General features: G+C 46.7%; 20 protein-coding genes, 1 other RNA gene and 1 other annotated feature. Of the genes, 5 read left to right on the top strand and 16 right to left on the bottom strand.

The features are described from left to right. Positions 1-45: 45 nt before the first annotated feature. The 10 genes from tmk to mprF all read right to left on the bottom strand — a co-directional run bounded on the left by tmk (position 46) and on the right by mprF (position 8,631). Positions 46-693, bottom strand: a complete 648-nt coding sequence (tmk, locus tag ACWP87_RS05050) for a dTMP kinase (protein ID WP_005687104.1) — start codon at positions 691-693, stop codon at positions 46-48. Between the two features lie 246 nt (positions 694-939). Beyond that, positions 940-1,203, bottom strand: coding sequence for a YaaL family protein (locus tag ACWP87_RS05045; RefSeq protein ID WP_005687103.1), 264 nt, complete (start codon positions 1,201-1,203; stop codon positions 940-942). Further along, positions 1,203-1,802, bottom strand: a complete 600-nt coding sequence (gene recR, locus ACWP87_RS05040; protein ID WP_005687101.1) for a recombination mediator RecR — start codon at positions 1,800-1,802, stop codon at positions 1,203-1,205. Before recR ends, ACWP87_RS05045 begins: the two co-directional genes overlap by 1 nt. Before the next feature lie 127 nt (positions 1,803-1,929). Beyond that, positions 1,930-2,238 (bottom strand): YbaB/EbfC family nucleoid-associated protein, encoded by a 309-nt coding sequence (locus ACWP87_RS05035; RefSeq protein WP_005687099.1) that lies wholly within the window; start codon positions 2,236-2,238, stop codon positions 1,930-1,932. Between the two features lie 16 nt (positions 2,239-2,254). Next, positions 2,255-3,952: a DNA polymerase III subunit gamma/tau gene (dnaX, locus tag ACWP87_RS05030; protein WP_014570006.1), complete on the bottom strand. Its 1,698-nt coding sequence runs from the start codon at positions 3,950-3,952 to the stop codon at positions 2,255-2,257. 144 nt (positions 3,953-4,096) lie between these two features. After that, an RNA gene (gene ffs, locus ACWP87_RS05025) (signal recognition particle sRNA small type) lies at positions 4,097-4,183 on the bottom strand. A gap of 16 nt (positions 4,184-4,199) precedes the next feature. Then, complete coding sequence (gene tadA / locus ACWP87_RS05020; protein WP_015765037.1) at positions 4,200-4,706, bottom strand: tRNA adenosine(34) deaminase TadA; 507 nt, start codon at positions 4,704-4,706, stop codon at positions 4,200-4,202. Positions 4,707-4,896: 190 nt separating this feature from the next. Then, complete coding sequence (locus tag ACWP87_RS05015) at positions 4,897-5,223, bottom strand: hypothetical protein (RefSeq protein WP_014570008.1); 327 nt, start codon at positions 5,221-5,223, stop codon at positions 4,897-4,899. Between the two features lie 56 nt (positions 5,224-5,279). Further along, entirely contained in the window at positions 5,280-5,876 is a 597-nt protein-coding gene (locus ACWP87_RS05010) for a class I SAM-dependent methyltransferase (RefSeq protein WP_014570009.1), read from the bottom strand. 145 nt (positions 5,877-6,021) lie between these two features. Then, positions 6,022-8,631, bottom strand: a complete 2,610-nt coding sequence (gene mprF, locus ACWP87_RS05005; protein ID WP_014570010.1) for a bifunctional lysylphosphatidylglycerol flippase/synthetase MprF — start codon at positions 8,629-8,631, stop codon at positions 6,022-6,024. A 505-nt stretch (positions 8,632-9,136) separates the two neighbouring features. On the opposite strand from mprF, the gene ACWP87_RS05000 reads away from it, so the two are divergent. Continuing rightward, entirely contained in the window at positions 9,137-9,550 is a 414-nt protein-coding gene (locus ACWP87_RS05000) for a hypothetical protein (protein WP_014570011.1), read from the top strand. 113 nt (positions 9,551-9,663) lie between these two features. Next, complete coding sequence (locus tag ACWP87_RS04995; RefSeq protein WP_014570012.1) at positions 9,664-10,599, top strand: LacI family DNA-binding transcriptional regulator; 936 nt, start codon at positions 9,664-9,666, stop codon at positions 10,597-10,599. A 157-nt stretch (positions 10,600-10,756) separates the two neighbouring features. On the opposite strand, the gene ACWP87_RS04990 is transcribed toward ACWP87_RS04995, so the two are convergent. Continuing rightward, positions 10,757-16,678, bottom strand: coding sequence for a S8 family serine peptidase (locus ACWP87_RS04990; RefSeq protein ID WP_014570013.1), 5,922 nt, complete (start codon positions 16,676-16,678; stop codon positions 10,757-10,759). 285 nt (positions 16,679-16,963) lie between these two features. On the opposite strand from ACWP87_RS04990, the gene ACWP87_RS04985 reads away from it, so the two are divergent. After that, the gene (locus ACWP87_RS04985; RefSeq protein ID WP_014570014.1) at positions 16,964-17,866 is read left to right on the top strand and encodes a peptidylprolyl isomerase PrsA; all 903 of its coding nucleotides are present in this window, start codon (positions 16,964-16,966) and stop codon (positions 17,864-17,866) included. 201 nt (positions 17,867-18,067) lie between these two features. Here the strand turns inward: ACWP87_RS04985 and rplL are convergent, their stop codons facing one another. Both rplL and rplJ read right to left on the bottom strand, forming a co-directional pair. After that, the gene (rplL, locus tag ACWP87_RS04980) at positions 18,068-18,436 is read right to left on the bottom strand and encodes a 50S ribosomal protein L7/L12 (protein WP_005687079.1); all 369 of its coding nucleotides are present in this window, start codon (positions 18,434-18,436) and stop codon (positions 18,068-18,070) included. 40 nt (positions 18,437-18,476) lie between these two features. Continuing rightward, the gene (gene rplJ, locus ACWP87_RS04975) at positions 18,477-18,983 is read right to left on the bottom strand and encodes a 50S ribosomal protein L10 (protein WP_005687078.1); all 507 of its coding nucleotides are present in this window, start codon (positions 18,981-18,983) and stop codon (positions 18,477-18,479) included. A gap of 31 nt (positions 18,984-19,014) precedes the next feature. Next, positions 19,015-19,136: a sequence feature (ribosomal protein L10 leader region), on the bottom strand. 169 nt (positions 19,137-19,305) lie between these two features. On the opposite strand from rplJ, the gene ACWP87_RS04970 reads away from it, so the two are divergent. Further along, positions 19,306-20,538: an MFS transporter gene (locus ACWP87_RS04970; RefSeq protein WP_005688269.1), complete on the top strand. Its 1,233-nt coding sequence runs from the start codon at positions 19,306-19,308 to the stop codon at positions 20,536-20,538. A gap of 102 nt (positions 20,539-20,640) precedes the next feature. On the opposite strand, the gene ACWP87_RS04965 is transcribed toward ACWP87_RS04970, so the two are convergent. Then, positions 20,641-21,462, bottom strand: coding sequence for a hypothetical protein (locus ACWP87_RS04965; protein WP_014570015.1), 822 nt, complete (start codon positions 21,460-21,462; stop codon positions 20,641-20,643). Continuing rightward, positions 21,455-21,985, bottom strand: coding sequence for a hypothetical protein (locus ACWP87_RS04960; RefSeq protein WP_005688267.1), 531 nt, complete (start codon positions 21,983-21,985; stop codon positions 21,455-21,457). The genes ACWP87_RS04965 and ACWP87_RS04960 overlap by 8 nt, the downstream gene beginning before the upstream one ends. A 264-nt stretch (positions 21,986-22,249) precedes the next feature. On the opposite strand from ACWP87_RS04960, the gene ACWP87_RS04955 reads away from it, so the two are divergent. Then, positions 22,250-23,473, top strand: a complete 1,224-nt coding sequence (locus tag ACWP87_RS04955) for an MFS transporter (protein WP_005688266.1) — start codon at positions 22,250-22,252, stop codon at positions 23,471-23,473. Positions 23,474-23,823: 350 nt separating this feature from the next. Here the strand turns inward: ACWP87_RS04955 and ACWP87_RS04950 are convergent. Beyond that, a partial coding sequence (locus ACWP87_RS04950) for an LPXTG cell wall anchor domain-containing protein (RefSeq protein WP_463843714.1) occupies positions 23,824-24,706 on the bottom strand: 883 nt, incomplete at its 5' end.

Here is a 24,706-nt window from a genome sequence, read left to right as displayed (position 1 = left end):
TGCACTAGTTAGCATTGTCGCACACGACCTAGCGCATTCCATTCCTTACTTCGCAAATAACTCCGGGAACCGCTCTGTAATCGTCATAAACGCCGCAGTGACAACCGCCGCAAGTGGCTGAGTCGCATCAACGGTGACGATTCGCTTAGGATTATCGGCAACCAGTTTCATGTACGCAGCATGAACCCGCTCGTGAAAGGCCAGACTTTCCTGATCAAGGCGATCATATTGACGTTCGCCTTGATGAGCCATGATCCGATCCAAGCCCACCTGTACAGGCACATCCAAATAAACCGTCAAATCCGGTTCCAGCCCCGCGGTCGCAAATTGGTTCATTTGTAACACCGCTTGCGTACCGATTTGCCGACCGCCACCTTGATAAGCAACGGAACTGTCGACAAATCGGTCACAAACAACGATGTCCCCGTGAGCAAGCGCCGGCTGAATCACTTCAACCAAGTGCTGGCGCCGTGACGCTGCGTATAGCAATGCTTCCGTGCGTGCATCCATGGCCGTATTCTTGGGATCAAGAATCACATCCCGAATCGTCTCGGAAATTTTCGCGCCCCCGGGTTCACGGGTAAGATGCACAGAAGTAACCGAACACGCCTTTAATTTAGGAATTAATGTATTCAAGACGCTGGTTTTCCCTGCGCCATCGGGACCTTCGAAGGTGATAAAAGTGCCTGTCACGATATGCCGCTCCTTTTTTGGAATTAAGTCCATTTTACTTGAAATGTTTCACAATTAAAAACTTATCTTTAAATCCGTTTCATAAAAGTCATGCACCAAGATTTGCAGCGACATAAAAACGGTAAATGCTTAGATCTGAAAAAGAGATCATCGCCATTTACCGTTAATGTAAAATATTGCGTGCTTCTAACATCACCGCGAAGCACTTTTCCCGACTAAAGGGAAGCCGGTTCGAGCACCTGACTGTTACTGATCCCGGAACTCCGCAATTTGTTCAGCCGCAACTTTGGCTACAATTTCACCCTTGATTTTGCGGGTGCGCGCCTCACGATAGAGAAAATCGAATAAAGCTGCCTGTAGCGCGACTTGTGATTTTGTCTGGTCATCAACTTCACGGAAAGTTGCCACGAGCTTCCGTTGTGCCGCCATCTGATCACGAACTCGATAAACAAGCATCATGAGTTCTTCGTCTTTTTCTTCTTTGACCTTGATCTGCTTGCGTCCGAACATTACAGCTCAGTCCTTCCTTCAACCGCCTTCATTAAGGTCATTTCATCGGCATACTCAATATCGCTGCCAACCGAAAGGCCATGAGCTAAACGCGTCACTTTAATCCCAGCCGGCTTGATAAGGCGCGCAAGGTATTGGGCTGTTGCTTCCCCTTCTGGCGTTGCATTGGTCGCAATAATGACTTCCTTGACGGCGGTATTCTTTTTCAGCCGCTTCAAAAGGCTTTCAATGTTAAGGTCTTCCGGGCCGCGACCCTCGATTGGCGATAGCACCCCATGCAACACATGATAAAGGCCATGGTAGTCTTGAGCCCGATCAATACTCATGACGTCTTTGGGCTGTTCGACGACCAAGATGGTGCTTTGATCGCGATTTTTGTCACGACAAATTGCACACGGATCTTCATCGGTAATATTGCCGCAGATCGAACAATAATGCAGATCTTCTTTAGCCGCGACCAGACTTTTAGCAAATGCCGTAACATCGTCTTTGTTCATATCAATGGTATAAAAAGCCAGTCTAGTAGCTGTTTTAGCGCCAATGCCGGGTAAGCGCATATAACTATCAATTAACTTACTGATCGGTTCCGGATATTGCATAGTAACCCCTCTTGCTAAAATCGTGATCGCTATCGTGCTAAATGACGAACAGCTTTACCATCTACATGATTCGACTAACCGCTATTAACCGCGGCGTCTTCGCTTACAGAATCCGCTTGATGGTGGGTTACATCGGAAGTCCGCGTGTATACTTGCCAAGTTTATCCTGCGTTTGCTTGTCAATGTCGGCCATTGCCTGATTGACTGCTTCAATGATCAAATCCTGCAACATATCCGGATCATCCGGATCAATTGCTTCCGGTTTGATCTGAATATCTTTCATGACTTTCTCACCGCTGAATTTAACGGTCACCATGTCAGAAGCAGATTTACCTTCGAATTCTGTCGCGTATAGTTCTTTTTGCGCAGCCTGCATCTCTTTTTGCATTTTCTGCATCTGCCGCATCATACTTTGCATATTACCCATTCCACGCATATTTGATCATCCTTTACTAGTCATTTTTGATTGTCACATTAGGTGCATCTTTGCCAAAAAGTTCAGTCAGTTTACTGACAACCGGGGGCGTCTGTGGCTTAGTCTCTTTCGTTTCTGCCTTAGCTGCCGGTGCCTTGAGTTCCTGAATATATTCCTTGCGAATGGTCGGCCAGACATCGCTTTGTACCAAAACAATCTTGGGCTGCTTGCCGGTCAACTTCTGCAATCCGGTTTCTAGTTCTGTCATTAAGGCCGCATCGTTCATGGCCCGTTCAACTAAAATATCATAGTCGAAGCTGACAATCACGCCATCCGGACTGGCTGCTACCGGCTCACTGACCTTCATCATCGCACGTTTGGTAATACTCAGCATTCCCAAAAGGTCAGGCCAGACATCTTTTAAATTGGTTAAATCCTGCTTGGTTGCCGCGCCAAGAATCGGATAAATTGCCTTACGATTAACATGATTGGCTTTTTGTTTTTTGACTCGGCGGGTACGCGGTGGCGGTGCAATCGTACCACCATTTGCTTCTACCCGCTTAAGTTGATCGCTCAACTGTTTGACTTTGGCCGATAGCTGCTCAAGTTGCGGCGTCACGGCAGGCTCAGGCGCAGCTTCGACAACCGGTTTAGCGGTCTCGCTTAGCCGAACCGTGGCAACTTCCAGATAAATTTCCGGGTGATTGGTCATCCGCAATTGTTGCTGCGTCGTATTTAACACGTCAATCATATGGTAAATCTGCGTCGGTTTGAAGTTTTCGCTCAAAATCTTGAATTGATCGTCTAGCAGGCTTTTTTCTAACTCGCCTAATAACGCAGGTGCTTGTTGATTGACCAATAAATCACGCAGATACTCAATCAGGTCTTCAATGAGGCGGCCGGCATCTTTACCGGCTGCCAGCAAATCCTCGACCATTTTCAAAGCCTGCGCATGATCCTTAGCCAACACCGCCGCCAGATATTTGCCTAAAACGGCTGTGGTGACGCCACCGGTGACATCAAGCGCATCCTCAGTCGTCACGTGATTATCGCCAAAACTCAACACCTGATCCAGGATTGACAAGGCATCACGCATGCCGCCTTCAGCTGCTTTGGCAATGACCTTGAGTGCTGCATCATCATAGGTGATCTGCTTGTCATCAAGGATAAAACGCATCCGCTTCACAATATCTTCTGGCGTAATCCGGCGAAAATCAAACCGCTGCGTCCGCGAAATAATCGTTGCCGGAATTTTATGCGGCTCGGTGGTTGCGAGAATGAAAACCACATGTGCTGGCGGTTCTTCTAACGTTTTTAATAACGCATTGAACGCACCGGTTGATAACATGTGTACTTCATCAATGATATACACCTTAACGCGTGCTCGTGTCGGCGCATACTTGGCCTTGTCACGAATGTCCCGAATTTCATCGACGCCATTATTGGATGCCGCATCGATTTCAATCACATCGGTCAGACTGCCATCGTTAATCGCCTGACAAATTTCACAAATATTGTCCGGTTCACCATCTTCAAGGTGGAGACAATTTAACGCTTTGGCCAAAATTTTTGCGACCGATGTTTTCCCGGTTCCCCGGGGGCCAGTAAAAAGATAGGCGTGACTCGTTTGTCCGGTGATCAACGCATTCTTCAGCGTCTTGGTAATCGCATCCTGCCCAATAACATCCTTAAATTGCTGCGGGCGCCAGACCCGATACAACGCTTGATAACTCACCTTTTCGCCCCCTCATGAATGGCTTAACATTTCAATCGTTTAGCATAAAGCCTCGTTCTAGTTTACCATAGCCAAGCCAGAAGATGCCTTGTATTCTGACAACAAAAACGGCCGCTTTATAACAAAGCGACCGGTCAATTTCTCAATAACAAAAGGCACATGACGAACCTACCTTAGTGCTGCTTCCTTCCGGACCTGACACAATTCGGAAAGCCATCATTGCCTTAAGGCCTTGCGGCAAAAACCATTATACCTGATTTCGATCCGTTTGACCAGCCTGTTTGGCCGCTTTTCGTTTTGCCCGAATCGCACGGAAAAAATCTTGCAATAAGGCAGCACTTGCAATGGCTTGAATCCCGGGGACAACAGCAACTTGGTGATTGAATCGGGTATCTTCCAGCAAATTATAAAAAGTACCCGCTACCCCTGCTTTCGGATCAGTCGCACCAAAATAACAGGTAGCAATTCGTGCATTAATCATTGTCCCTGCGCACATGGGACAAGGTTCTAATGTCACAAACAAACTGCAATCTTCTAAACGCCAGGTGCCAAGTTGACGGCAGGCTGCCTGAATCGCCAAGATTTCCGCATGCTGGGTTGCATCCTGCGTTGTCTCGCGCAAGTTATACCCACGACCTATGATTTGCTGGTCATGCACAACGACGGCTCCAATTGGCACCTCGCCGATAGCCGCTGCTTTTTTTGCTTCGGCCAGTGCCGCGATCATATATTGATTGATTTCCGAATCCGTCATTGCCATCGTGAAAAAGCAGCCTCCATTTTAGTGTGATTGTCAGCACAAGCCTCCAGCGGTTTCATATACCGCCAAACTCGCCTCATACCGATTCTTCTTATTGTAACCATTTAAAAGAACCGCCCACAAGGAAATTTTCCCATGGCCGGTTCTTTTTAGATGATTGATTCTTTAAAACTGTTTCAAACGCTCAACGACTCAATGCTGCTTTCAAGCGATCAAATGCGGCCAGCCCTTGTTCGCGGGCTGATCCGGCATACTCACTGGCGCTGTCTTTGAGGCTGCGCAACTTATCACTGACCCGGAGCAGATTGGCCACGTCATCATCGCTTAATTTGTCCAAAATGCTTTGAACCCGATCATTGTCACCAAAAATCTTCTTGACGAAGCCTTCAACCTGTTTCCGCTGATGCCTGCGTTCAAAATATTCCGTTAAATTCTTGGCACAAACAAATGCGCCGGTTGCAATGACAGCAGCGGCAACGGCACCTGCTGCTAGGTACTTCGAATTTGCCATCTAAATCTGCTCCTTTCTATCCTAGTATGAGTGTACCACGTCACGTATTAAAACTGTTATTTACTCGCTTTGAGAATGTAATAACCGTGCTCTTTCTTAATAACTTCCGCGTTAGCATAAGTGGCTTTCATTAACTTTAATGCAGAAGGCGCACCTTGCTTTTTTTGAATGACCGCATACAGCTGGCCGCCTGGCAAAAGATGCGCGGCTGCTCCGGAAAGAATGCCGGAAACAATGGCTTTACCCGCACGAATCGGCGGATTGGTCACGACGACCGCAAACTGATCATCAATGCTGTCGTACATAGAACTTTCGATGATCGAAACATTGGTGATGCCATTATCAGCCGCGTTTTGCTTTGCCAAGGCAAGTGCCCGTTCATTGACATCACTCATCGTCACTTGCCGGTTCGGAAAATGCTTTGCCAGTGCCAACCCAATTGGCCCATAGCCAGCGCCAACATCAAGAATCGGCCCATCAGGCAAGGTTTCGGCCAAGACCGTTGCAATCAGAACCCGGCTGCCGAAATCCACGGTATGCTTTGAAAAAACACCGTTGTCTGTGGTGAAACGCAACCGATGACCGCCAAGTTCGAAATCAAAAGTGCGTTCATCGTGGGCAAGATCAGGATCGTTCGTATAATAATGCTGCATAAAAGCCTCCTTGAACATGAGCATGCGTGCAACTCGGCACAGGTAGATCCGAGCAAACAATCGCGTTTAGATTTACTTTAACGACTATTTTACACTTTGTCCGCAAGCATGCGTAGCTCACTAGCCCGCATCTACCGCCAACTGTTTATTTGTCAATTCCCTGGCCAAGCCGGCTTACCCAAGCCAAACGCTTAGGCCACCACTTAACGGGCGATGCAATGGTCACTTTTTGATTAACCACCATCATAATCTGCAACAACGTGAATAGTAAAGATGTCCGCTTGCGATAAGCGACATATTTAGGAACCCACTCTGTTACGTATTTGTTTTTATATGAGCGTAATCCTTGGAAGCCATAAAACCGATAGCCGTATTCATAAACCAAGTGGGCAATCTTTTCCTCGATGAAAGAATAGTCAGACGTTCCCACATTGGCAAGTGGCGCCATGCCCATATTGAAATACTTAAAACCGCGCTGCTTGGCTAATTGGAACAGGTTGATAAACACCTCATCCATAATTCCTGACGGCGCATCAGCACTTGAACGCATCAAGTCAATACTGGTAACTTCCTGATTACCACTTGGCATATCAGAAGCAAACGCAACGATCTTACCTTCCGGGCCGCGAACAACCGCAATCGGTGCCTGATTGAGATAATGGCGATCGAAAAAGCCGAGACTAAACCCTTTTTCACTACGCCCAGCCAACCACGAATCGGATACCGCTTTGAGTTCCTGCATTAACGCATCGTCAAACGGTGGTTGCAGTAATTCAACCGTATACCCTTCCCGTTCGAATTTATGCATTAATGCGCGTTCGCCTTTGCGTTTTGATCCCGCCAAGGTAAAGGTCGTGACATCCACATAACCTTCCTCACCAAACTTCATAAAATCAAAACCAAACTCGTGCAACTTCATCGTTAGGCTTTCATTGATTTCATAAAACACCAGTGATAGATCCTGCTTATCGGCCTTTTTCATGAAATCACCAATTGCCGCAGCCATTTGGGTTTCATCCCCGATCGGTTCGCCCATGATAATCAGTTTGTCCGCTTTCTTTTTGAATAAGAAGAAAACCCGATCCTCACCGTCTACTTGGTAAAAGTGCAGCGACTTATCACGCATCAAAGCCAAATGACTGACTTCATTGCCGCCATATTTTTCAACCACTGCCTTTAAGCGCTCCTCATCATAAGGATCCGCCAATGGTTTGGAAGGCGCCGACAAGTAACGGAAAATTAAGTACACTGTTAACGCCGCCAGCATGACCCCGATTAAAGTCGTGAAAAACATGCGCTCGGACGGGAATAAGAAGACGTCCGGCACATGACGATGGTGAATCGCCGGGGCATTATAAAACGCGGCGAATGCATAAAAGATGAATGTCAGCCCAAAAACCGCCCCATCAATCAGCTTATTGCCCCACGATAAGGCCAGCCGTTCACGAGTCAGTTCCCGCCGCGTCAAAATCAAGGCCAGGACAACCAATACCAAAAAAACGATAAAACGCAGGTGATTGTCCTCGCGCAATGACGCAATCATGGCGACGATCAAGACGATGACAGTCGGCCAATAAGCGCGTTTGACCCGACTGGCAATACCACGCCCAAACCCCAGAATCAGGAATGCCACAACCACATTCGTCACCCGATCCAAAAATAGGAATGTATACGGATATAGTCGTTGATAAAGCGTATTCCGAAACGCCAAGTCCGGTGCTACCCCGCGCAACAGCAACATGATCCCGGAAAAGTACAGGAAAATAACCAAAAAGCCGAACGCGACTTTACGAATCAGCTGAACCGGCAAGCCTTCAAGATAAGCATTCAAACGTTTCCCTGCATCTTGAGCAAACAGACCGGCACCAATCAGAAATGGAATCACATAGTAAAACAATCGATAAAACAACAGCCATACAACAGCAACATTGCTATCCAGTCCCAACTGTCCGAGTTCAAAGATCATGAACACATCAAATGAACCCAGCCCACCTGGCACCATTGAAATAACTCCGATCACATTGGCTACCATAAATAGCGGCAACACTGACATCAACGGAATCCGGACCTCAAGAAAATAACCAATGAGCAAGAAGAAAGCTGCACACCCACCCCACTCCAGAAACGAGCCTAATGTTAAGCGCAACTGCCGCTTTAATGGCATATCCGCGAAGAACTCACTGTCGCGCACGTGGGAAACTAACATCAACAATGGAAAGTATGCAGCCCCACCAACTAGCCAAATCCAATAATTGGAAAATTCAGCGCCAATCCCGAAAACAAAGATAATCACAATCCCAATCATCGACCACAGCGACAAGCCAGCCAACAAGAACATGGCGATCTTAGAAATAGCAAATAGAACCTGCTTTTGCGTTGCCTTTTCATGATAGAAATTGGCCCGCAAACTGGCTCCTAACAAACCACCAAAACCGGCAATGTTCGTAAACGTATTAACAATCCAACCGGACTTAATAACATACCGGCGTGGATAGTCGCCCGGCAGTAATTCGGTAATAACAAAATCATACGTCAGCATCGGCGTCACAGCAATCAAGCCCACGATTAGCAAAATGATCAGTGACCCGGGACTTTGCGTGGCTAGACTCGCTCGCATCTGTTCGCCGCTGAGATCTTGACTAATGCGGCCTACCTCGAAAATCACAAACACAAGGACTGCCAGCACAAATAGCACCTTTAACGTTGTGAGATGTTTTTTAAAAAACGTTCCGACTTTTCGAAAAAGTCTCTTCATTATTTTGCGCCCTCCGTGTTTGTATTCCCATCCATTATATGGAAAACACGACCCGCCCGCACTCATTCTGACTTTTTTGTAAGACACTGTAAGTTTGCAGAACCTTAACGCGTTCACTGAGTCAGAGATCTGCGTGTGAGGACCTTGGTCGCGAGGGTCAAAGTGCGATCATCACGCCCAAGGCCGCCTACACTCCGCTCCCTAAGCGCGCCGGTTTTCGCGCTCCATATAAAAAAGGAAAATTTTTAGTGTGAAAGCGCTTGACCTGTAACGCGTTACACAAATTACACTGTGTTTGCAGTTAGGAAATGGTTTTGTTGGTTGTTAGAGAAGACAGGTTAACGAAATTTGGTTGCGCTTATCATCACGCGCTCCCCAGCGCAGCAGTCTGCGTGTAAGGACCTCGAACGCGATGGCCAAAGCCCGGCCATCACGCCTGAGGCCACTTACACTCCGATTGCTAAGCGCTCCTGCTCACGCTCACTTTCATTAGGAGGCTATTTTCATGTTAATGCAAACACATTTTTACTCTGAACTTCCCTTTTATCACCCTACACAAATTGGGGCTTTGAAGGCGATTGCGTTAAAGCTGACCACTGACTATGACTTTGATTATCAAGAAGTTCTCAGTTCACTGTTAGCAAGCGCCGCAGAGGAGACACAACTGCTCAGTGATCGGATTGTTTTGACTTACGGACACGTTAGCAAGCTATCCGCGCCAATGGTGATCGGATTCGACTTTGGGTCCCAATTACCGTGGGCGGCTGGACAGCAGATCAGCGGTGCAGTCGTGCTGCTAGTGCCAGTCTCAACTGCTGATCAAACCATCCATGATTGGCTTGATGCGATTGCAACGAACAGCCGCGATAATCAAGATTTAGAAGCTGTAACTCAAACGGCAACTGCTGCTATTGCTTAAAGTCCGCAGTCGCGTATCCAAGCCGATATGCGTGCACGTTAAACGCGCTGCATGCCATATCGGCTTTTTCGACTGGGTGAATCGACTGGTATACTGTGTGTGGAGGTACTTTCATGGCGAATATTCACGACATTGCACGCCTATCTGGTTACTCAACAGCAACGGTCTCGCGCGTGATTAATGGCCATCGTTATGTTTCGGCTGCTGCCCGCGCTAGAATTCTGACTGTTATGAAACAGCTTGATTATGTGCCGAGTACGATGGCCCAGAATCTAAGCGCTGGGAAGACCCGGACAATCGGTGTCACTTTACCTCATACCGATCATCCCTATTTTGAACAATTGGTAACGGGAATCTTAAACGCCGCTATGATCGGCAACTACCACGCCGTTATTTTACCCTCGCGTTACGATCAGGAACTTGAGCGCACTTATCTGGAAGCACTGCGCAGACAAGCCTATGATGGACTGATCTTCACATCCCACGGACTTAGTTTAAGCACCATTGCCGGTTACCAAAGATATGGTCCGATTGTTGTTTGCGAAGATCCGGGCCAGGTTAAACTTGCCGCTGCTTACGCTGACCGCACTCCCGCTTATCAAGCGGCATTTAGCTGGATGAAGCGGCAAGGCCACACTAGAATCGGTCTCTTGCTGAGTCGACCTTACGCGCAAAGTGCCACAAGCAAACTCACGATTAATAGTTATGTGGATGTCTTTGGTCACCGTCCCGAGCAATCTTTGGTGGTTTATCAAATGCGTACTTTTCAAGATGGTTATCGCGCTGGAAAGATGCTTGCGGCGAAACAGCCTGATTTTATTTTGGGTAATGGTGACGATATTACGGCAGGATTGCGGCAATATTTTGTTGATCAGCATCTCCCTATTCCGCCATTAATGGGTCAGGAAAATCAACTTTCCAGTCGGCTACTAAACATGAGCACGATTGATCATCATGTAACCGCCATTGGTGCCGCAGCTTTAAAACTGGCCTTGCGTGCAGAAGTTGCTCAGACTGTGATTCAGTCCGATTTAATTCTTCGTGATTGATTTTTGTCTATTTTAACCAAAAGAAAAACCGGCATTCAGCATGGCGTTTACACACCATATCTGTATGTCGGATTTTTTAAACCATAGATTCATAACCGAGCGTTACAACGCTTGACCGGTAGTCGATACTTGTAACGAATCGTTTTAAAGATAGTGATTAGCTTTGCTTGCGTTTACGCTTGATGCCAAGAAGACCTAGACCACCCATGACTAAAGCTCCTAAGAAAGCAAGTGCCGGCCGTGGCGATTCATTTGTACTTGGCAGCGTATCTTTAGTGGAAGCTTGACTGCTGGCACCATTACTATTGGCGTTTTCGGTCCCTGTTGGTTGTGCCGGCGTTTCTTGCGTCTGTTTCTTGTCGTCGCCGCCCTTTGGATTGGTTGATGGTGTGGCTTTTGGTTGATTTCCCTTGTCAGTTCCAGAGCCTTTACCGGCATCTGAACCGCTTCCGGTGTCAGAGCCTTTACCAGCTTCGGAACCACTTCCAGTGCCGGAACCTTTACCTGCTTCAGAACCGCTTCCGGTGCCGGAACCTTTACCTGCCTCAGAGCCGCTTCCGCTACCAGATCCCTTACCTGCTTCGGAACCACTTCCAGCGCCGGAACCTTTGCCTGCCTCAGAGCCGCTTCCGCTACCAGATCCCTTACCAGTATCAGAGCCACTTCCGGATCCGCCTCCAGGTTGCTGTGGTGTCTTGGCAGCTGCCTCAACCGCTGCGGCAATTTTAGTCTTCAAACCAAACAAACCTTGCAATTGTGCAATCTTTTCAGTATCCGTTTTAGCTGCTGTACCTGCAGCAATGACAGCATCAACATCACCGTACCAGGTTTTACCGGTAGTGGTATCTTTGGCATTACCAACTTTGACAGGCGTTGCCGCTTTAATTGTTTTTGCCAATTGATTCAATGCAGCATCTAATACCTTGTTGAAGTTGGTTTCAATTTGATCGGCGGTGCTAGTTCCTGCTGTCGTTTGCGCAGCGACAGCGTCCAGTTCGGCATTTAGCGTTTTACCGGTGCTTGGATCGGTTTGGCCACCTAAATCAGTTCCAAACGCCTCTTTGGCAGATTGTATCTTGTTTAGTAATGCAGCTTGTTGGTCTGCTGGCAGCTTATCAACCAACTGATTCACTGCGGTGGTCAGCTGCGTTGTTGCCATTGTGAGTGTTTCAATCGTCGCATCAGCTTTATCTAAAGCAGTCTGCGCCGATCCGATAGCGGTATTCAAAGCATCAGTTGTGGCGTCAGTATATTGAGCGCTCGTTGCTTTTGCCTTTGCTTGAGTAAGCAAATCCTGCAGCGTTGTTTTGGCCTTTTGTAACTGTGCCGGGTCATCCGTCTTAATATTCTTAACCGCGTAATCTACTGCCGGCGATTCGTTACCGTATAAATCAACAGCCTTAAATTTAAAGTCTGCGTTTGCCGATACACTCAGTCCCGTTGTAGGTAAATCTTGGTAAGTCTTGCCGCCATCAGTACTGTATTGAACGGTCTCACCTGCTGCCGCCTTGGCTGTCAACGTCACTTCTTTAGCTGGATCAGTCGTATTTGGCGTAATTGTTGGCGCTGCGAGTGTCTTCTTAGGCTCATAATAAACCGTAATCTTTTTAGTTGTGACATTACTGCCGCTATCTGTTGCCGCAACGGTTAAGACGTTCTTGCCCTCTAATAGTTTAACCGTCTGATCAATTGCCATATGACCCGGCTGCCCGCTGTTTAAGTTAATGTCTTCATATTGACTGGCAACCTGACTACCGTTAATTGCCAGTTCCAAATAATTAACGTTATCTGTCGCTGTTCCGGTGATACGGAAATTCGGATCATTCGTATAGACAGGTTTGTCCGTTGAGCTATCGAGTGACAGTGTCGGGGCAACAGCATCTAAAATAAAGGTCAAGCTGTCTTGAACCGTTTTATCTTGCGTGGTATCACCGATTACAACGCCAAACGGTTTCTGACCGGCTGTCCCCAGATTCAACTTAAAACTAAAGGTTAGATCATCTTTAATCGGTACTTGTTTGCCATCTACTTGCAAAGTCGTCGTCGGATGCTTGACTTTGCCGGTAATCGTTGCAATCCCGGTCTTAGGGTCATAGTACTTAGCATCTTTAACTTTCAGTTGATTTGCTCCGAAAGTGACGCCTTGGTCGAAGGTCACCGCATTTTTTAGAACATCGGCATCATAAGTTGAGTTTACCTTCTGCTGCTTGGTAACGGTATTGCCATCTTCATCTTCTGCCGTCACCGTAATGGTATTATCCCCATAGTTAACGGGTACATCGCCACTAAAGTGATGTTTGGCATCCAAAGTAACCGGTGTTGTCGTGCCACCGTTAGTAACCGTTACCTTCTTAGTGTCGGCACTAGCTGTTCCGGTTACTTTAACGGTACTTTCGGACGTTTGATCTTGATTATCATTAACCCGCAAGTCACTAAAAGTAGGTGCCGCCAACCGGACATTCGTATCAAAATGCTTAACTAACTGGGTATGTGCTTGGTCAGTATAAAGATCAACCTTCGTCGCATAGTCGCTAGCGTCAAGTGCCATAGTGGCTTTGAAACTATTGGCATCAGCGTCATAAGTGGTCGTCAAATCATGCTGCTTTCCTTGCGCATCGGTATAGGTACCATAAACAGCAGCTGGATACGTCCCGGTAAAGGTGTAAGTGCCACCTTGCTTCCCTGCTTGATAGTTAGCCGTTTGACTCGTGATTTTATCTGGTAAACCACCACCATTAATAATCAGATCATAAGCAGTTGATCCGGGCTTTTGTGCGGAAGCTGATTGATCCGTGGCGTTTGAGGCGTTATCGGTCAAATAAAGTTCAACATTATTATCGCCTTGACCCAACGCTTGTGCCTGCTTATCCGTCAGTGGCGTTTCGAGTTTTGTGTAGCCATCAGCAGTTGTCCCTGTCGTCGTAAAGGTGCCATCAAGATTGGTGACTTGATTAACCGATGTTTTTGCACTCTTAGTGGCATCCAAACCGCTTCGATCGTCTTTTGCTTCAGCGGTGAGATAGTAAGTGGTTTTGCCTTTTTCCTGTCTAGACGTTAAAGCGACATGACGAACCGTTGGCGCCTTAGAGTCCAGTGTGAATGCTACATCGTATGTCTGCCGCTTGTCGCCGCCTTCAGGAACACCTGAAATACGATACGTGTAATTGCCATCCGCGGCTGTTTTGATGTTGCCATCTCGTTGATCATAATACGTGCCATCCCAGGCCGGTGCGCGGTAATAAGTATAGTTGCGACCAGTTGAATCATAATAAGTCTTAGTCTGGTTATTCGAGCTGCTGAGTGTTGTTACTTTGTTGCCGTGATTATCCAGCACATCGACTTGCACGTCGCTAATATTGCGTAACAGGTAGTATTGCATGCTGATGTCGTTATAAAGTGCGTTCTTATCGCTCGAAAAGGCCACTGCTTTATCATCAACCGTTTGCTTGCCACTGGCATCCGTGACTAAGCCGCCGTAATATTGACTGCCGGTTTTCTTATTGGTGAGCATCGGAACAGTCCCATAATTGCCACCAGTTGGATCGTAAGTCACACCATTCAGACTATCCACGATCTTCCCGTCATTCCAATCACCAAAGAAGCCCATATATGGCAAGTTGAGACTCGAGCCATCATTTCCCTTGAAGTTCAAGAACCCTTCAACAAACTGTTGCTGATCAAAAGTCTTAGGCAGTGAAAGCGTGAACGGTACCTGCAGGGATTTTCCAGCTGGTACCACAATATCGGTATCCGGCTTGACTGCCGCATCAGTAATTTTCTTGTCATAGAGCACGCCTGAATTCGGATCGGTAGCCGAAGTATAAACCGCATTGGTATCTTCATTGCTAGTCATTTGATACGTCAGCTGATGTTTGGTGCGGTTGGTAAACGTCAACTTAAACGTTTTGGTAGTGCTTGTGAAATCTTTCAATTCAACAGCAGGATAGCCGTTTTCCGAAACAACCGTTGATGGATTCTTCTCCAAAGCATCAATCGCGGCTTTGACATCCACCAACCCTGCTCCCTGTCGGCGTGGAGAGACGATGACATTATCATAGTTAATATCATTAATCGGCTTTGCAGTATTCATTTCAACTGTTTTGAGAAAATCGGTTAATGCTGTGCCTTTAAGTTGCTTATAATCGGCATAGAATTCATTGTCTTTATTATTTAGCGCTTGTTTTAGAAGTGCCTGAGAGCCGGCGATAAATGGAGATGCCATTGAGGTCCCCGACATATTCGTATAACCATTGTTGTTTTGCGTTGACCAAATATTACCACCCGGCGCTGTAATATCAGGCTTAAAGGAAAGATCAGATACAGGGCCATATGAAGTGAAACTTGACATCCGATCTGCTTTATAATTTTGATTTGGCAACAACGCCAAGGCAATTTTTACGCCCAGACTGTCATTTGGATGCGCAGTTACCCAGTCAACCAGTTTTTGACCAGTCGTATTGGAAAGACCAAAAGTAGGAAAAGTAGCCGTTAGAGAAATCGAAGTCAAAGGTGTGGATGTGCCATCATTATTAACAATGATTAAGCCTGCTGCCCCAGCGGCCTCGGCATATTTCTGCTTGTCAGTGAAAGTCAGACTGCCACGTTTGACAATCGCAATTTTCCCTTTGGCATCCGCCGTATAGTCGCCAGCATCACCTGTACTCAACTTACCGCTTGCGTCTTTGACAACGTAGAATTTCTTCTGATCAAAACTGTCAACAAAGTCATTGCTTGAAAGCTGTACGGTTTCAGGCCCGAGTTTTAACCCACTGCCGTCAGTAATCGTAACAGCTTGGTTGATGACATCTGTATTCTCGGCCGATGCGACAGTTGTTGCCCCGCGTGATGTCCCCGGTGTGCCAACCGTCTCATTATCCTGCAGGCCATAATAATCTTTGTTGACGCCTTCTGTACCTGACCCGGATGTACCGGAATTCCCTGCTGAAATAACCGCTGCGGTCCCGGATTCATTGGCGTTTTGAACGGCCGCAATTTCAGGATCCTCCAATGTTTGATTGCCGGAAACAGACCCAAGGGACATATTCAAAACATCCGCGCCCAGTTTGGCTGAATCTTCAATCGCAGAAACAAGCGTTGACGAACCAGTCGTCGCTGATGTGTCTGAATTGGTAAACACCTTCATCGCTAATAATTGTGATTCTGGTGCTACACCGACAACTGACTTGGTTGGATCATCACCTGTACCGTTAGCCCCGATGATCCCGGAAACATGCATCCCATGCTGTTCATCAACCGTGTCGTCGGTAATCGTGTCATTGTTATCTGCGTAATTAAAGCCATACGGAACCTTAGCCGTGAAATAACGCCCGTGTTTAGCAGTACTGGTGAATTTTTCAACGTCTGTTCGGGTCAATTTGGCCTTTTTAGTATCACTAAGCCGCATGTCCTTATGGTTGGGGTCAATCCCAGTATCAATGACCGAGACAACCGTGCCTTCCCCTTTATACTTGTAATTAGACCAAACCGCCTGCACATTTGCCATTGAATTGGCCTTAGCATCGGTTGGGTAATAAACCTTGGCTAAAGTAACGGTTTTAACGCCGGGGATTTGTTTCAACCGCGGAATATCAGCGACTTTGACTTTGGTGGTAAAGCCATTAACAACGTAACCATAGCTTTCTCCAGCTGTCTGATGCGTCACTTGTTCAACGGCTGATTTAACACTGGCTTGAGCCGCGATGACCTGATCTGTTGCCTGCTGAATTTCGGCAGTACTGGAGTAATCGGGTTTCAGCGTGCCATTTTCGGAAGCCGGTGCCGCGCTCATCTGCACAATAACATCGACATAAGTATCCTGTTGCTGAACTTTATTTAACTTGTTGTAATCAATGCCTTTTGCGGCTAATTGGGTTGCAATGGCTTGATTGGTCACCGCACTGGTCGTGTCTTTGGCAGTTTGTCCAGCTGAGGCAGTCTTGGCTTTCGCTAAATTTGTTCCTTTAGTTTGTTGCGAGATTGCCGCTTTAGCTTGAACTTCACCAATTGGCAAAACAGAAAGTGCTCCTAAAGCAACTGTGCTGGCTAAGAGAATTGATAGCCCTTTCCTTTTTGTTTGCATCCTATACCCTCCGATTCCCAGTAATTTCAAAACTATTCAAACCTTGGCTTGATATAGTTAAGATTATATACAGACACTCAGGAGTTTCAACATAATTTTTAATCTTTTATTAATTTTCTTATTTGTAAAAAGCCTCTCATGGCTGAGATACTAGGCGATTCAGGTATGTCGAGGAACGAAAATGTTTAAATTATGTGATTATGAGGAATGTGTTGAGTTTTTTAATATCCAACGTTAGAATGTAGCCACGATCTATTCCGCAATCTGTAAAAGGAGATTGATTTCATGAAGAAAAAACTGCGCGTTCCATTCTTAGCCGCAATGATGGCATCTTCAATCATGCTATTGAGCGGCTGCCAATCCAAACAAGCCGATAGTACAACGGTTGCTACATACTCCGGTGGTCAGGTCACACAAGCCAGTTTTTATAAAGAGCTCAAACAATCCCCGACCACCAAAACCGTTCTCGCTAACCTGCTTATCTATCGCGCGCTCAACAAAGCGTATGGAAAATCCGTCAGCACCAAATCAGTGGACAATACTTATAACAGCTATAAAAATGAATATGGTGAAAACTTCACTTCTTTTTTGAGTCAAAACGGGTTTAGTAAGAGCAGTTTTCGCCAAAGCATTCGAACCAACCTCTTAAGCGAAGTGGCACTAAAAAAGTTAAAGAAAGTCACCAACAGTCAACTTAAAACCGCTTGGAAAACCTACCAACCCAAAGTGACCGTTCAGCATATTCTAACTAGCGATGAAAGCACAGCTAAACAAGTCATCAGTGATTTAGCAGCTGGCAAAGACTTCACGACGTTGGCAAAAACTTATTCAATCGATACCTCAACTAAAGATAAAGGTGGCAAAGTAAGCTTTGAATCGAGCAGTAAAAGTCTCGATTCGACTTTTAAAGATGCCGCCTACAAGCTTAAAAACGGCGAATATACACAATCACCGGTTAAAGTCACAAATGGGTATGAGGTCATTAAAATGATCGAGCACCCGGCTAAAGGAACATTTTCAGACAGTAAGAAAGCCTTAACTGCTAGTGTCTATTCAAAATGGTCGCGTAATTCAAGTGTGATGCAACGTGTCATTAGTCAGGTGCTGAAAGATCAACACGTCACCATCAAAGATAAAGATCTAGCGGATGCGCTTGACAGCTATAAACAAAGTGTCGCAGCCAATTAGTCCTTAGTTTGCGCATATGCAATGAGTTTCTTCCTATTTAAATAACAATTTTGTCATTGATGTTGTTATTTAAATCAATGACGGCATCATGAGTTTGAGTTGTTATCTTCGGCAGCCGTTTAACTTTATACAAAAAGCACCTCGCCTTTCGCGGTATTACCACGATTAAGCGAGGTGCTTTTATTTGAAAATGAGACTAGATTATTTCAAAGTTACGGTTGCGCCGACTTCTTCAAGCTGTTCCTTGATCTTGTTAGCGTCGTCTTCGGACAAGCCTTCCTTGATAACCTTAGGAGCGGCATCAACGAGACCCTTAGCATCCTTCAGACCTTGGCCAGTGATTTCACGAACTGCCTTGATAACCTTAACCTTTTCTTGGCCAGCTTCGGTCAATTCAACGTCATAGGTATCCTTGGTAGCAGCAGCATCGCCACCAGCAGCGCCGCCAGCAGCAACAGGAGCAGCTGCTTTAACACCGAATTCATCTTCGATCGACTTAACTAAGTCGTTTAGTTCCAAAATGGAAGCATCTTTAAGTTGTGCAATGATGCCATCTACATCTAAAGCCATGTTTGTTTCCTCCGTTTTTTAAATAGTTTGTAACGTAAAATTATGCAGCAGGTTCTTCGTCTTTGGATTCTGCAATTGCCTTGACAACCAATGCAAAGTCGCGGACAGGTGCCTGCAAGACAGAAGCAAGTTGCGACAGCAGACCTTCGCGATCTGGCATCTTGGACATTTCCATAATGGTGTCCAATGAAGCAACCTTGTTTTCGATGATGCCACCCTTGATCTTCAATGCATCAAATTGGTCAGCGTACTTGGCCATGATACGGGCAGGGGCAACAGGATCGTCATTGGAGAAGGCAACGGCTGTAGGGCCCTTGAAAACATCATCCAATGCTTCGTAACCGTTGGCATCAGCGGCCCGACGCAGGTAGGTGTTCTTCAAGACTTCCATCTTGACACCAGCCTCGCGCAGTTCCTTACGTAATGCGGTTACTTGCTCAACTGTTAAGCCCAGATAGTCGACAACGACAGCACTGGTAGCATTCTTGAATTGTTCAGAAATCGTCTTAACGAGTTCAGCTTTTTTTGCGATAGCTTGTTCACTCATGTTTTTCACCTCCATTAGTTTGGTTGAAGTTTTTAGCAATAAAAAAACTCCATGTCTACCAAGACATAGAGGTATCTACTGTTTCCGATACCACCTCGGCAGGATGATTAAGGCTTGCGCCCCCTGAGTCTTAGGCAGAGTGACTAATCACAACGAGTAGAATACCATGGTCGGAGGTTGATGTCAAAGTGTTTCTGCAAAAATATATTTTGTGCGAATGCCGAGACTTCAACAATCGTAAACTGACACGTTGAATTGTAAGCACTCACAGATTGCGTTATATTAGTTAGGTAACTAATTTTTTGAAAGGAAGTTGGCGATCTTGCCAAGTAAACTTAAAAGTCTCGAGCCATGGCAGCAAAATTTGGCTGTCTTATGGCTTGGCACCTTCATCGCCGGCATGGGTTTTAGTGAGGTTTCGCCGTTTATCTCACTCTATGTCGACCAGCTCGGCGATTTTACCAAAGGCCAACTCAGTATCTACTCCGGTATTACGTTTGGAGTCACCTTTATGGTAGTTGCGATTGTCAGTCCGCTTTGGGGCCGACTGGCGGATCGTCGCGGCCGTAAACTGATGCTGCTGCGCTCCAGTTTCGGCATGGCAATCATTATTGGTGCGTGCGGGTTTGTGCATAATGTTTATGCGCTCATTGCATTACGCTTTTTACAAGGATTGGCAGCTGGTTACATTCCTAATGCCAGCGCTCTGATTGCCACCGAAACGCCGAAAGCAAAAAGCGGAACTGCCATTGGAATTCTGACAACTGGCTATGTTTCCGGTAATCTGATCGGACCGATTCTAGGCGGATTTTTGGCCCAGACGTTTTCAATTCGGCTGACTTTCATTATTACCGGAGCCTTACTCATGATTGTCTTTGTGCTCAGCTTAACCATGGTGCATGAACACTATACGCCTGATCCGCGCTTGCTGAACAAGCAAAAGCGTCCCGGATTGCTCACTCAAGTCGGCAATCCCAAGGCCATCATGGTGTTGTTGATTTCAACTGCCATCATTCAGCTCGGAAACATGTCTATTTACCCAATCATCAGTCTTTATGTCAAGGAATTGATGCATAATGTCGGGCCGATCACAGTTGTCGCTGGTATCATTGCCGCATTACCAGGTATTTCAAATCTGATGGCTGCACCACGCTTGGGGCAGCTGGGCGATCGGATCGGATCCGGAAAAATTCTGGTCAGCGGATTGATTTTTGCCGTGATCATGTACATCCCTCAAGGTATTGTCGGCAGTATTTGGGCATTAGGCTTTCTTCGCCTCATGATCGGGGTTTCAGACGGTGCCTTATTCCCAACGATTCAGACGTTACTTTCGAAAATGACACCGGTGAGCTATACCGGCACCGTGTTTAGTTGGAATCAGAGTGCTCAGGCGTTCGGCTCAATGGCAGGTTCACTGGCCGGTGGTTTTATTTCCAACATTTTTGACTACAATGGCGTCTTTATTTTTACTGCATTATGCCTAGCGCTTGACCTTGCAATGGTTTGGATCTTCATCCCTCATATCTGGTCAAGCCGGCCACGACAACAGGAATAGCGATAAGGTCGCATTTCATCAAGATATAACTGCACATCGGTATCACTAAAAGCGGGTCTAGCACTTAAACTAGAGCCGCTTTTTGCATGCGATTTGTGCCAATTAATCAAGTTTCATTTGCCAGGTCATCAGCGGATGCGGATCCGGTACTGCCAGCTGCTGATAAACGGCCCACGCGAATGAATCAGTATCATCAAATTCACCGTTCACCACCGAGAATGCTGCCTGAAGCCGCGGTAGAACTGCGCGCATCAGCCGAAGCGTATCAGCAAGCCCTGTTCCACCGAGCCAAGCACTCGTGAGTTCACCTGGCTCGTCTTCAAACCAGAAGACATAAGCCAAAATGGTGCCGCCTTCAACCAAAAAGCTCGGCTGGTTCGGATCGGCTTCTCGCAACGATTGTTCAAATTGCGTCTGTGTCATCGTGGCCGGATTAGCGGTATGCGCGTCCACATAATTTTGATAACTTAACCGAACCACGGCTTGCCACTGAGCTTCGGATAGCTGTGACCGTGCCACCACGGTATCATTAGAAGTCGCTGCTGCAATTTTCCGGTAGTGACTCATCGCTGTGTGTCGGATAAGCTCAAACCCTGTCCGTTGCAATCGCTGCGTCAACGGCGATGCTGCAGTATAAGTGCTAAATTGCAGCCGATCCTGCTCGTCCGTCATTTTCTTGAGTTTGGTGAGCAATAAAGGAAGCCATGAGCTTTGACCGATGACATTAAAATATAGTGCATGATGATGATAAGCGTTTTGCCATACAGCTGCCGCAAACTGTATCGGACCGGTTTTTGGGAAACCCAGCAAAGTCGCCGCTGAGTTGGCAAAAAGTCCTTTCGTCCAGTCATCGGCTGTTTCCAGCAGCGGCCGGATGTCAGCTAAAGTAACCTCGCGGCAGCCCGCGTGATTCAAATTAGTCATGATGATCGGTATCCTTTTCCTGCTCCTGATTGCCGTGCAAGTGCATATACCCATAAGCAAAGCGAGCCACACCATAAATCACCGGAACCACAACCCCGATCCAAAAATGGTTTGTCAGATAATACTGCGGCAATGGATTCATATCGAGCGCGGCTTCGTAAGCCATTTCGATTGCAAAAATAATCACGGCCAGCAACAGTGCTGATAAAACCCCGCGCGCAACCGCAAACCAAACATATTGGCGATAGGCTTCCGGTGTGTCCGCTTCAATTACCTGCAAACGATAGTAGTACAAACTTGTCACGTTCAGTAACGCAATTGCCACCGTCACTAACAGTAAAATCCACGTACTGGCAGTAATTAGCTTAAGGCTATTGGCGTCGATAAAAACAGCAATGACACTTGCGATAACTAACATAAGCTCGGCGGTTAGCATATTGCGGCCCATAATGGCGTCATAAGTGCGCTGTTTGAACCGATCCTTAAGTGAAATACCATAATACCATTCCATGATTTTCTTCATCAATTATTGCCTTCCTCACTTTTTACAATGTCGTTTTATCTTACCATGCCTCACGATTGCTTTTTCCTTGAATCCTCCAAGCTTTGAAAATTATTTGGCTTTTCACTCGCTACTTTTTGTTAACGCCACGATCCCTTCTTCACCTCAGACGTGCTTACTATGAAAATTTTCATTGACAGACCCGCCTTTTTTTGGTGAAATAAGTAACATGTTTTAGGGTGTCAAGACACCTAATTAATGTTGGATTTCTCAAGGGGGATAACGATGTCAAAGAAAGCACCTAGCCATACGCGGTTAATTATCGGAATCGGCATTGCCTGGCTGTTTGATGCCATGGATGTCGGCATGCTGAGTTTTGTGATTGCCGCTTTACATAAGGAATGGCAGTTGAGTACAGTTGAAATGGGTTGGATCGGAAGTGTTAGTTCAATCGGAATGGCAGTTGGCGCCATCTTGTTTGGCATGATGGCAGATCGTTTCGGGCGCAAAGCCATTCTCATCCTTACATTATTAGTCTTTTCGATTGGCAGTGGCATATCTGCTTTTGCCACGGGTTATGGTATTTTTCTTGTACTAAGATTTATTATTGGCGCTGGTCTTGGCGGCGAACTACCTGTTGCTTCAACGTTGGTTTCCGAAAGCGTCCCGGTTGAAAAGCGCGGGCGCAGCGTCGTCTTGCTTGAAAGCTTCTGGGCTGCGGGGTGGCTACTGGCAGCGATCATTTCATACTTTGTCATGCCACTCTGGGGCTGGCGGGTCGCCATTTTTGCCACTGGACTAGCCGGGTTGTACGCATTTTACTTCCGTGAAGGCATCCATGAATCGCGCGCGTTCAAAAAAGTGGCGCGGCCGGGGTTAATCAAAACCCTGACAACCCTCTGGCGGCCACCATATGTTCGTTCAACACTCATGTTGTGGATTGTTTGGTTCATGGTGGTCTTTTCTTATTATGGCATGTTCCTGTGGTTGCCAAGTGTCATGGTGCTCAAAGGGTTCAGCCTCATCAATAGCTTCGGTTATGTGCTGATCATGACCCTTGCACAGTTACCGGGTTACTTTGTGGCTGCCTGGTTGATCGAAAAATGGGGTCGAAAAACTGTTTTAAGCCTTTTTCTTCTCGGCACTGCTGGTAGCGCGCTAGGCTTTGGCATGGCAACCAGCTTACCGATGCTTTTGACTGCCGGCATGCTACTTTCCTTCTTTAACCTCGGTGCGTGGGGCGCGTTGTATGCCTATTCGCCAGAACAATACCCAACCATTGTTCGTAGCAGCGGCTCTGGCATGGCTGCAGGTATCGGCCGAATCGGCGGCATTGTCGGTCCGTTATTAGTCGGTCACCTACTAGGCGCTAATTGGTCCGTCACGGGTATTTTCGGAATCTTCACGGCGTCTATCCTCATTGCCATTGTTGCGATTATTTTCCTTGGTAAAGAAACTATGGGCGTTAAGTTAGCTGACACCATTGAAACTTCTGCAGCGAAACAGTAGCTGTCATTGAAAGCTCATTTTCTTTATAGGAAAACGGTAGAGTATACTAAGATGGTTTTTCACTCAGTCGTCAAGATAGTTAGTTAGAGACAGTTTATAATAATCATAAAGAAAGGCGTACTAAAAACAGTACGCCTTTCTTTGTGGCCATGGATTATTTCTTAAAGTGGCTAGATTACCCGCAAAACCAATTTAACCACATCAATTTCAAACATTTGTCACACAGAATCCATAAAAAAACGTGCTTAACAAAAAAGTGGTGCAAGAGAATAATCATCTCTTACACCACTAGCTATTTCCATCAGATTTTGGTTTATCACCAGTGTATGGGCGACATTAGTGATCCAATATTACTTTGATGGCTTATTGTCCTTCTGATGTCTGGTTCCCGCAAGACCAAACAATCCCATCAGACTAACAATCAGCAAACCCAAAACAGAAGTACCGCTTTCAGCATCATCACCGGTCTGCGGTAGCATATGCCTCCCTGCATGATCCGTTTGCGGTAATGAACCTGTCTGGGTTGTTTGACCGGCTTGTGTTGGCTTCGTTTGTGTTGGCTTCGTCTGTGTTGGCTTCGTCTGTGTTGGCGTCTGACCCGATGGTATACTACCTGTCGTCTCTCCACCAGTACTTGGCAAAATATGGGAGCCAGCGGTTGACCCTGTGGCACTCTGATCAGCCAAGGATGTGGCGGAACTAATGGCAGCAGTTGTAGCGCTGGATGCTACATCGGCGGCGCTACTTGCCTTAGCATCGTCAGACAAAGCGGCACTGGCAGCGCTAGAAGCTACCGAATCATCAGAAGCAGCAGCACTGGCGGCACTGCTTGCTTGACTTTCAGCGCTCTTAGCACTGCTTGCAGCTGCACTTGCTGCATGAGAGTATATACCCGCAGCACTACTGTTACCAGCCTTTGCAGCACTGGATGCGGCACTGGCCGCGCTGGACGCGACACTCGCAGCACTGCTTGATACAACATCCTCACTGGAAGCAATACTTGCTTGTTCACTAGCATGACTTGCAGCCGACGATGCCGTCGAAGCCTCACTTTGTGCGGCACTAGCGGCACTGGATGCAGTACTTGCTGCACTGGACGCAATACTTACATCTGACTGGATCCCACTATCACTTGGGTACCTGGACGCAGCACTGGATGCGGCACTTGCTTGACTTGTAGCACTACTTGCATGGCCAGTCGCTTCACTGGCACTGGAGCCTGCCTGATGAGCA

Source organism: Lacticaseibacillus sp. 22 (genome assembly GCF_055413445.1).
The sequence above is the reverse complement of the archived record's forward strand: the minus strand, read 5'-3'. Positions and strand labels throughout refer to the sequence as shown.

Excerpts from the sequence above, each read along its gene's own strand:
- ACWP87_RS05045 (WP_005687103.1), bottom strand. The coding sequence starts at position 1,203 with ATGTTCGGACGCAAGCAGATCAAGGTCAAAGAAGAAAAAGACGAAGAA.
- recR (WP_005687101.1), bottom strand. The coding sequence starts at position 1,802 with ATGCAATATCCGGAACCGATCAGTAAGTTAATTGATAGTTATATGCGC.
- ACWP87_RS05035 (WP_005687099.1), bottom strand. The coding sequence starts at position 2,238 with ATGCGTGGAATGGGTAATATGCAAAGTATGATGCGGCAGATGCAGAAA.
- tadA (WP_015765037.1), bottom strand. The coding sequence starts at position 4,706 with ATGACGGATTCGGAAATCAATCAATATATGATCGCGGCACTGGCCGAA.
- ACWP87_RS05015 (WP_014570008.1), bottom strand. The coding sequence starts at position 5,223 with ATGGCAAATTCGAAGTACCTAGCAGCAGGTGCCGTTGCCGCTGCTGTC.
- ACWP87_RS05010 (WP_014570009.1), bottom strand. The coding sequence starts at position 5,876 with ATGCAGCATTATTATACGAACGATCCTGATCTTGCCCACGATGAACGC.
- mprF (WP_014570010.1), bottom strand. The coding sequence starts at position 8,631 with ATGAAGAGACTTTTTCGAAAAGTCGGAACGTTTTTTAAAAAACATCTC.
- ACWP87_RS05000 (WP_014570011.1), top strand. The coding sequence starts at position 9,137 with ATGTTAATGCAAACACATTTTTACTCTGAACTTCCCTTTTATCACCCT.
- ACWP87_RS04995 (WP_014570012.1), top strand. The coding sequence starts at position 9,664 with ATGGCGAATATTCACGACATTGCACGCCTATCTGGTTACTCAACAGCA.
- ACWP87_RS04990 (WP_014570013.1), bottom strand. The coding sequence starts at position 16,678 with ATGCAAACAAAAAGGAAAGGGCTATCAATTCTCTTAGCCAGCACAGTT.
- ACWP87_RS04985 (WP_014570014.1), top strand. The coding sequence starts at position 16,964 with ATGAAGAAAAAACTGCGCGTTCCATTCTTAGCCGCAATGATGGCATCT.
- rplL (WP_005687079.1), bottom strand. The coding sequence starts at position 18,436 with ATGGCTTTAGATGTAGATGGCATCATTGCACAACTTAAAGATGCTTCC.
- rplJ (WP_005687078.1), bottom strand. The coding sequence starts at position 18,983 with ATGAGTGAACAAGCTATCGCAAAAAAAGCTGAACTCGTTAAGACGATT.
- ACWP87_RS04965 (WP_014570015.1), bottom strand. The coding sequence starts at position 21,462 with ATGACTAATTTGAATCACGCGGGCTGCCGCGAGGTTACTTTAGCTGAC.
- ACWP87_RS04960 (WP_005688267.1), bottom strand. The coding sequence starts at position 21,985 with ATGAAGAAAATCATGGAATGGTATTATGGTATTTCACTTAAGGATCGG.
- ACWP87_RS04955 (WP_005688266.1), top strand. The coding sequence starts at position 22,250 with ATGTCAAAGAAAGCACCTAGCCATACGCGGTTAATTATCGGAATCGGC.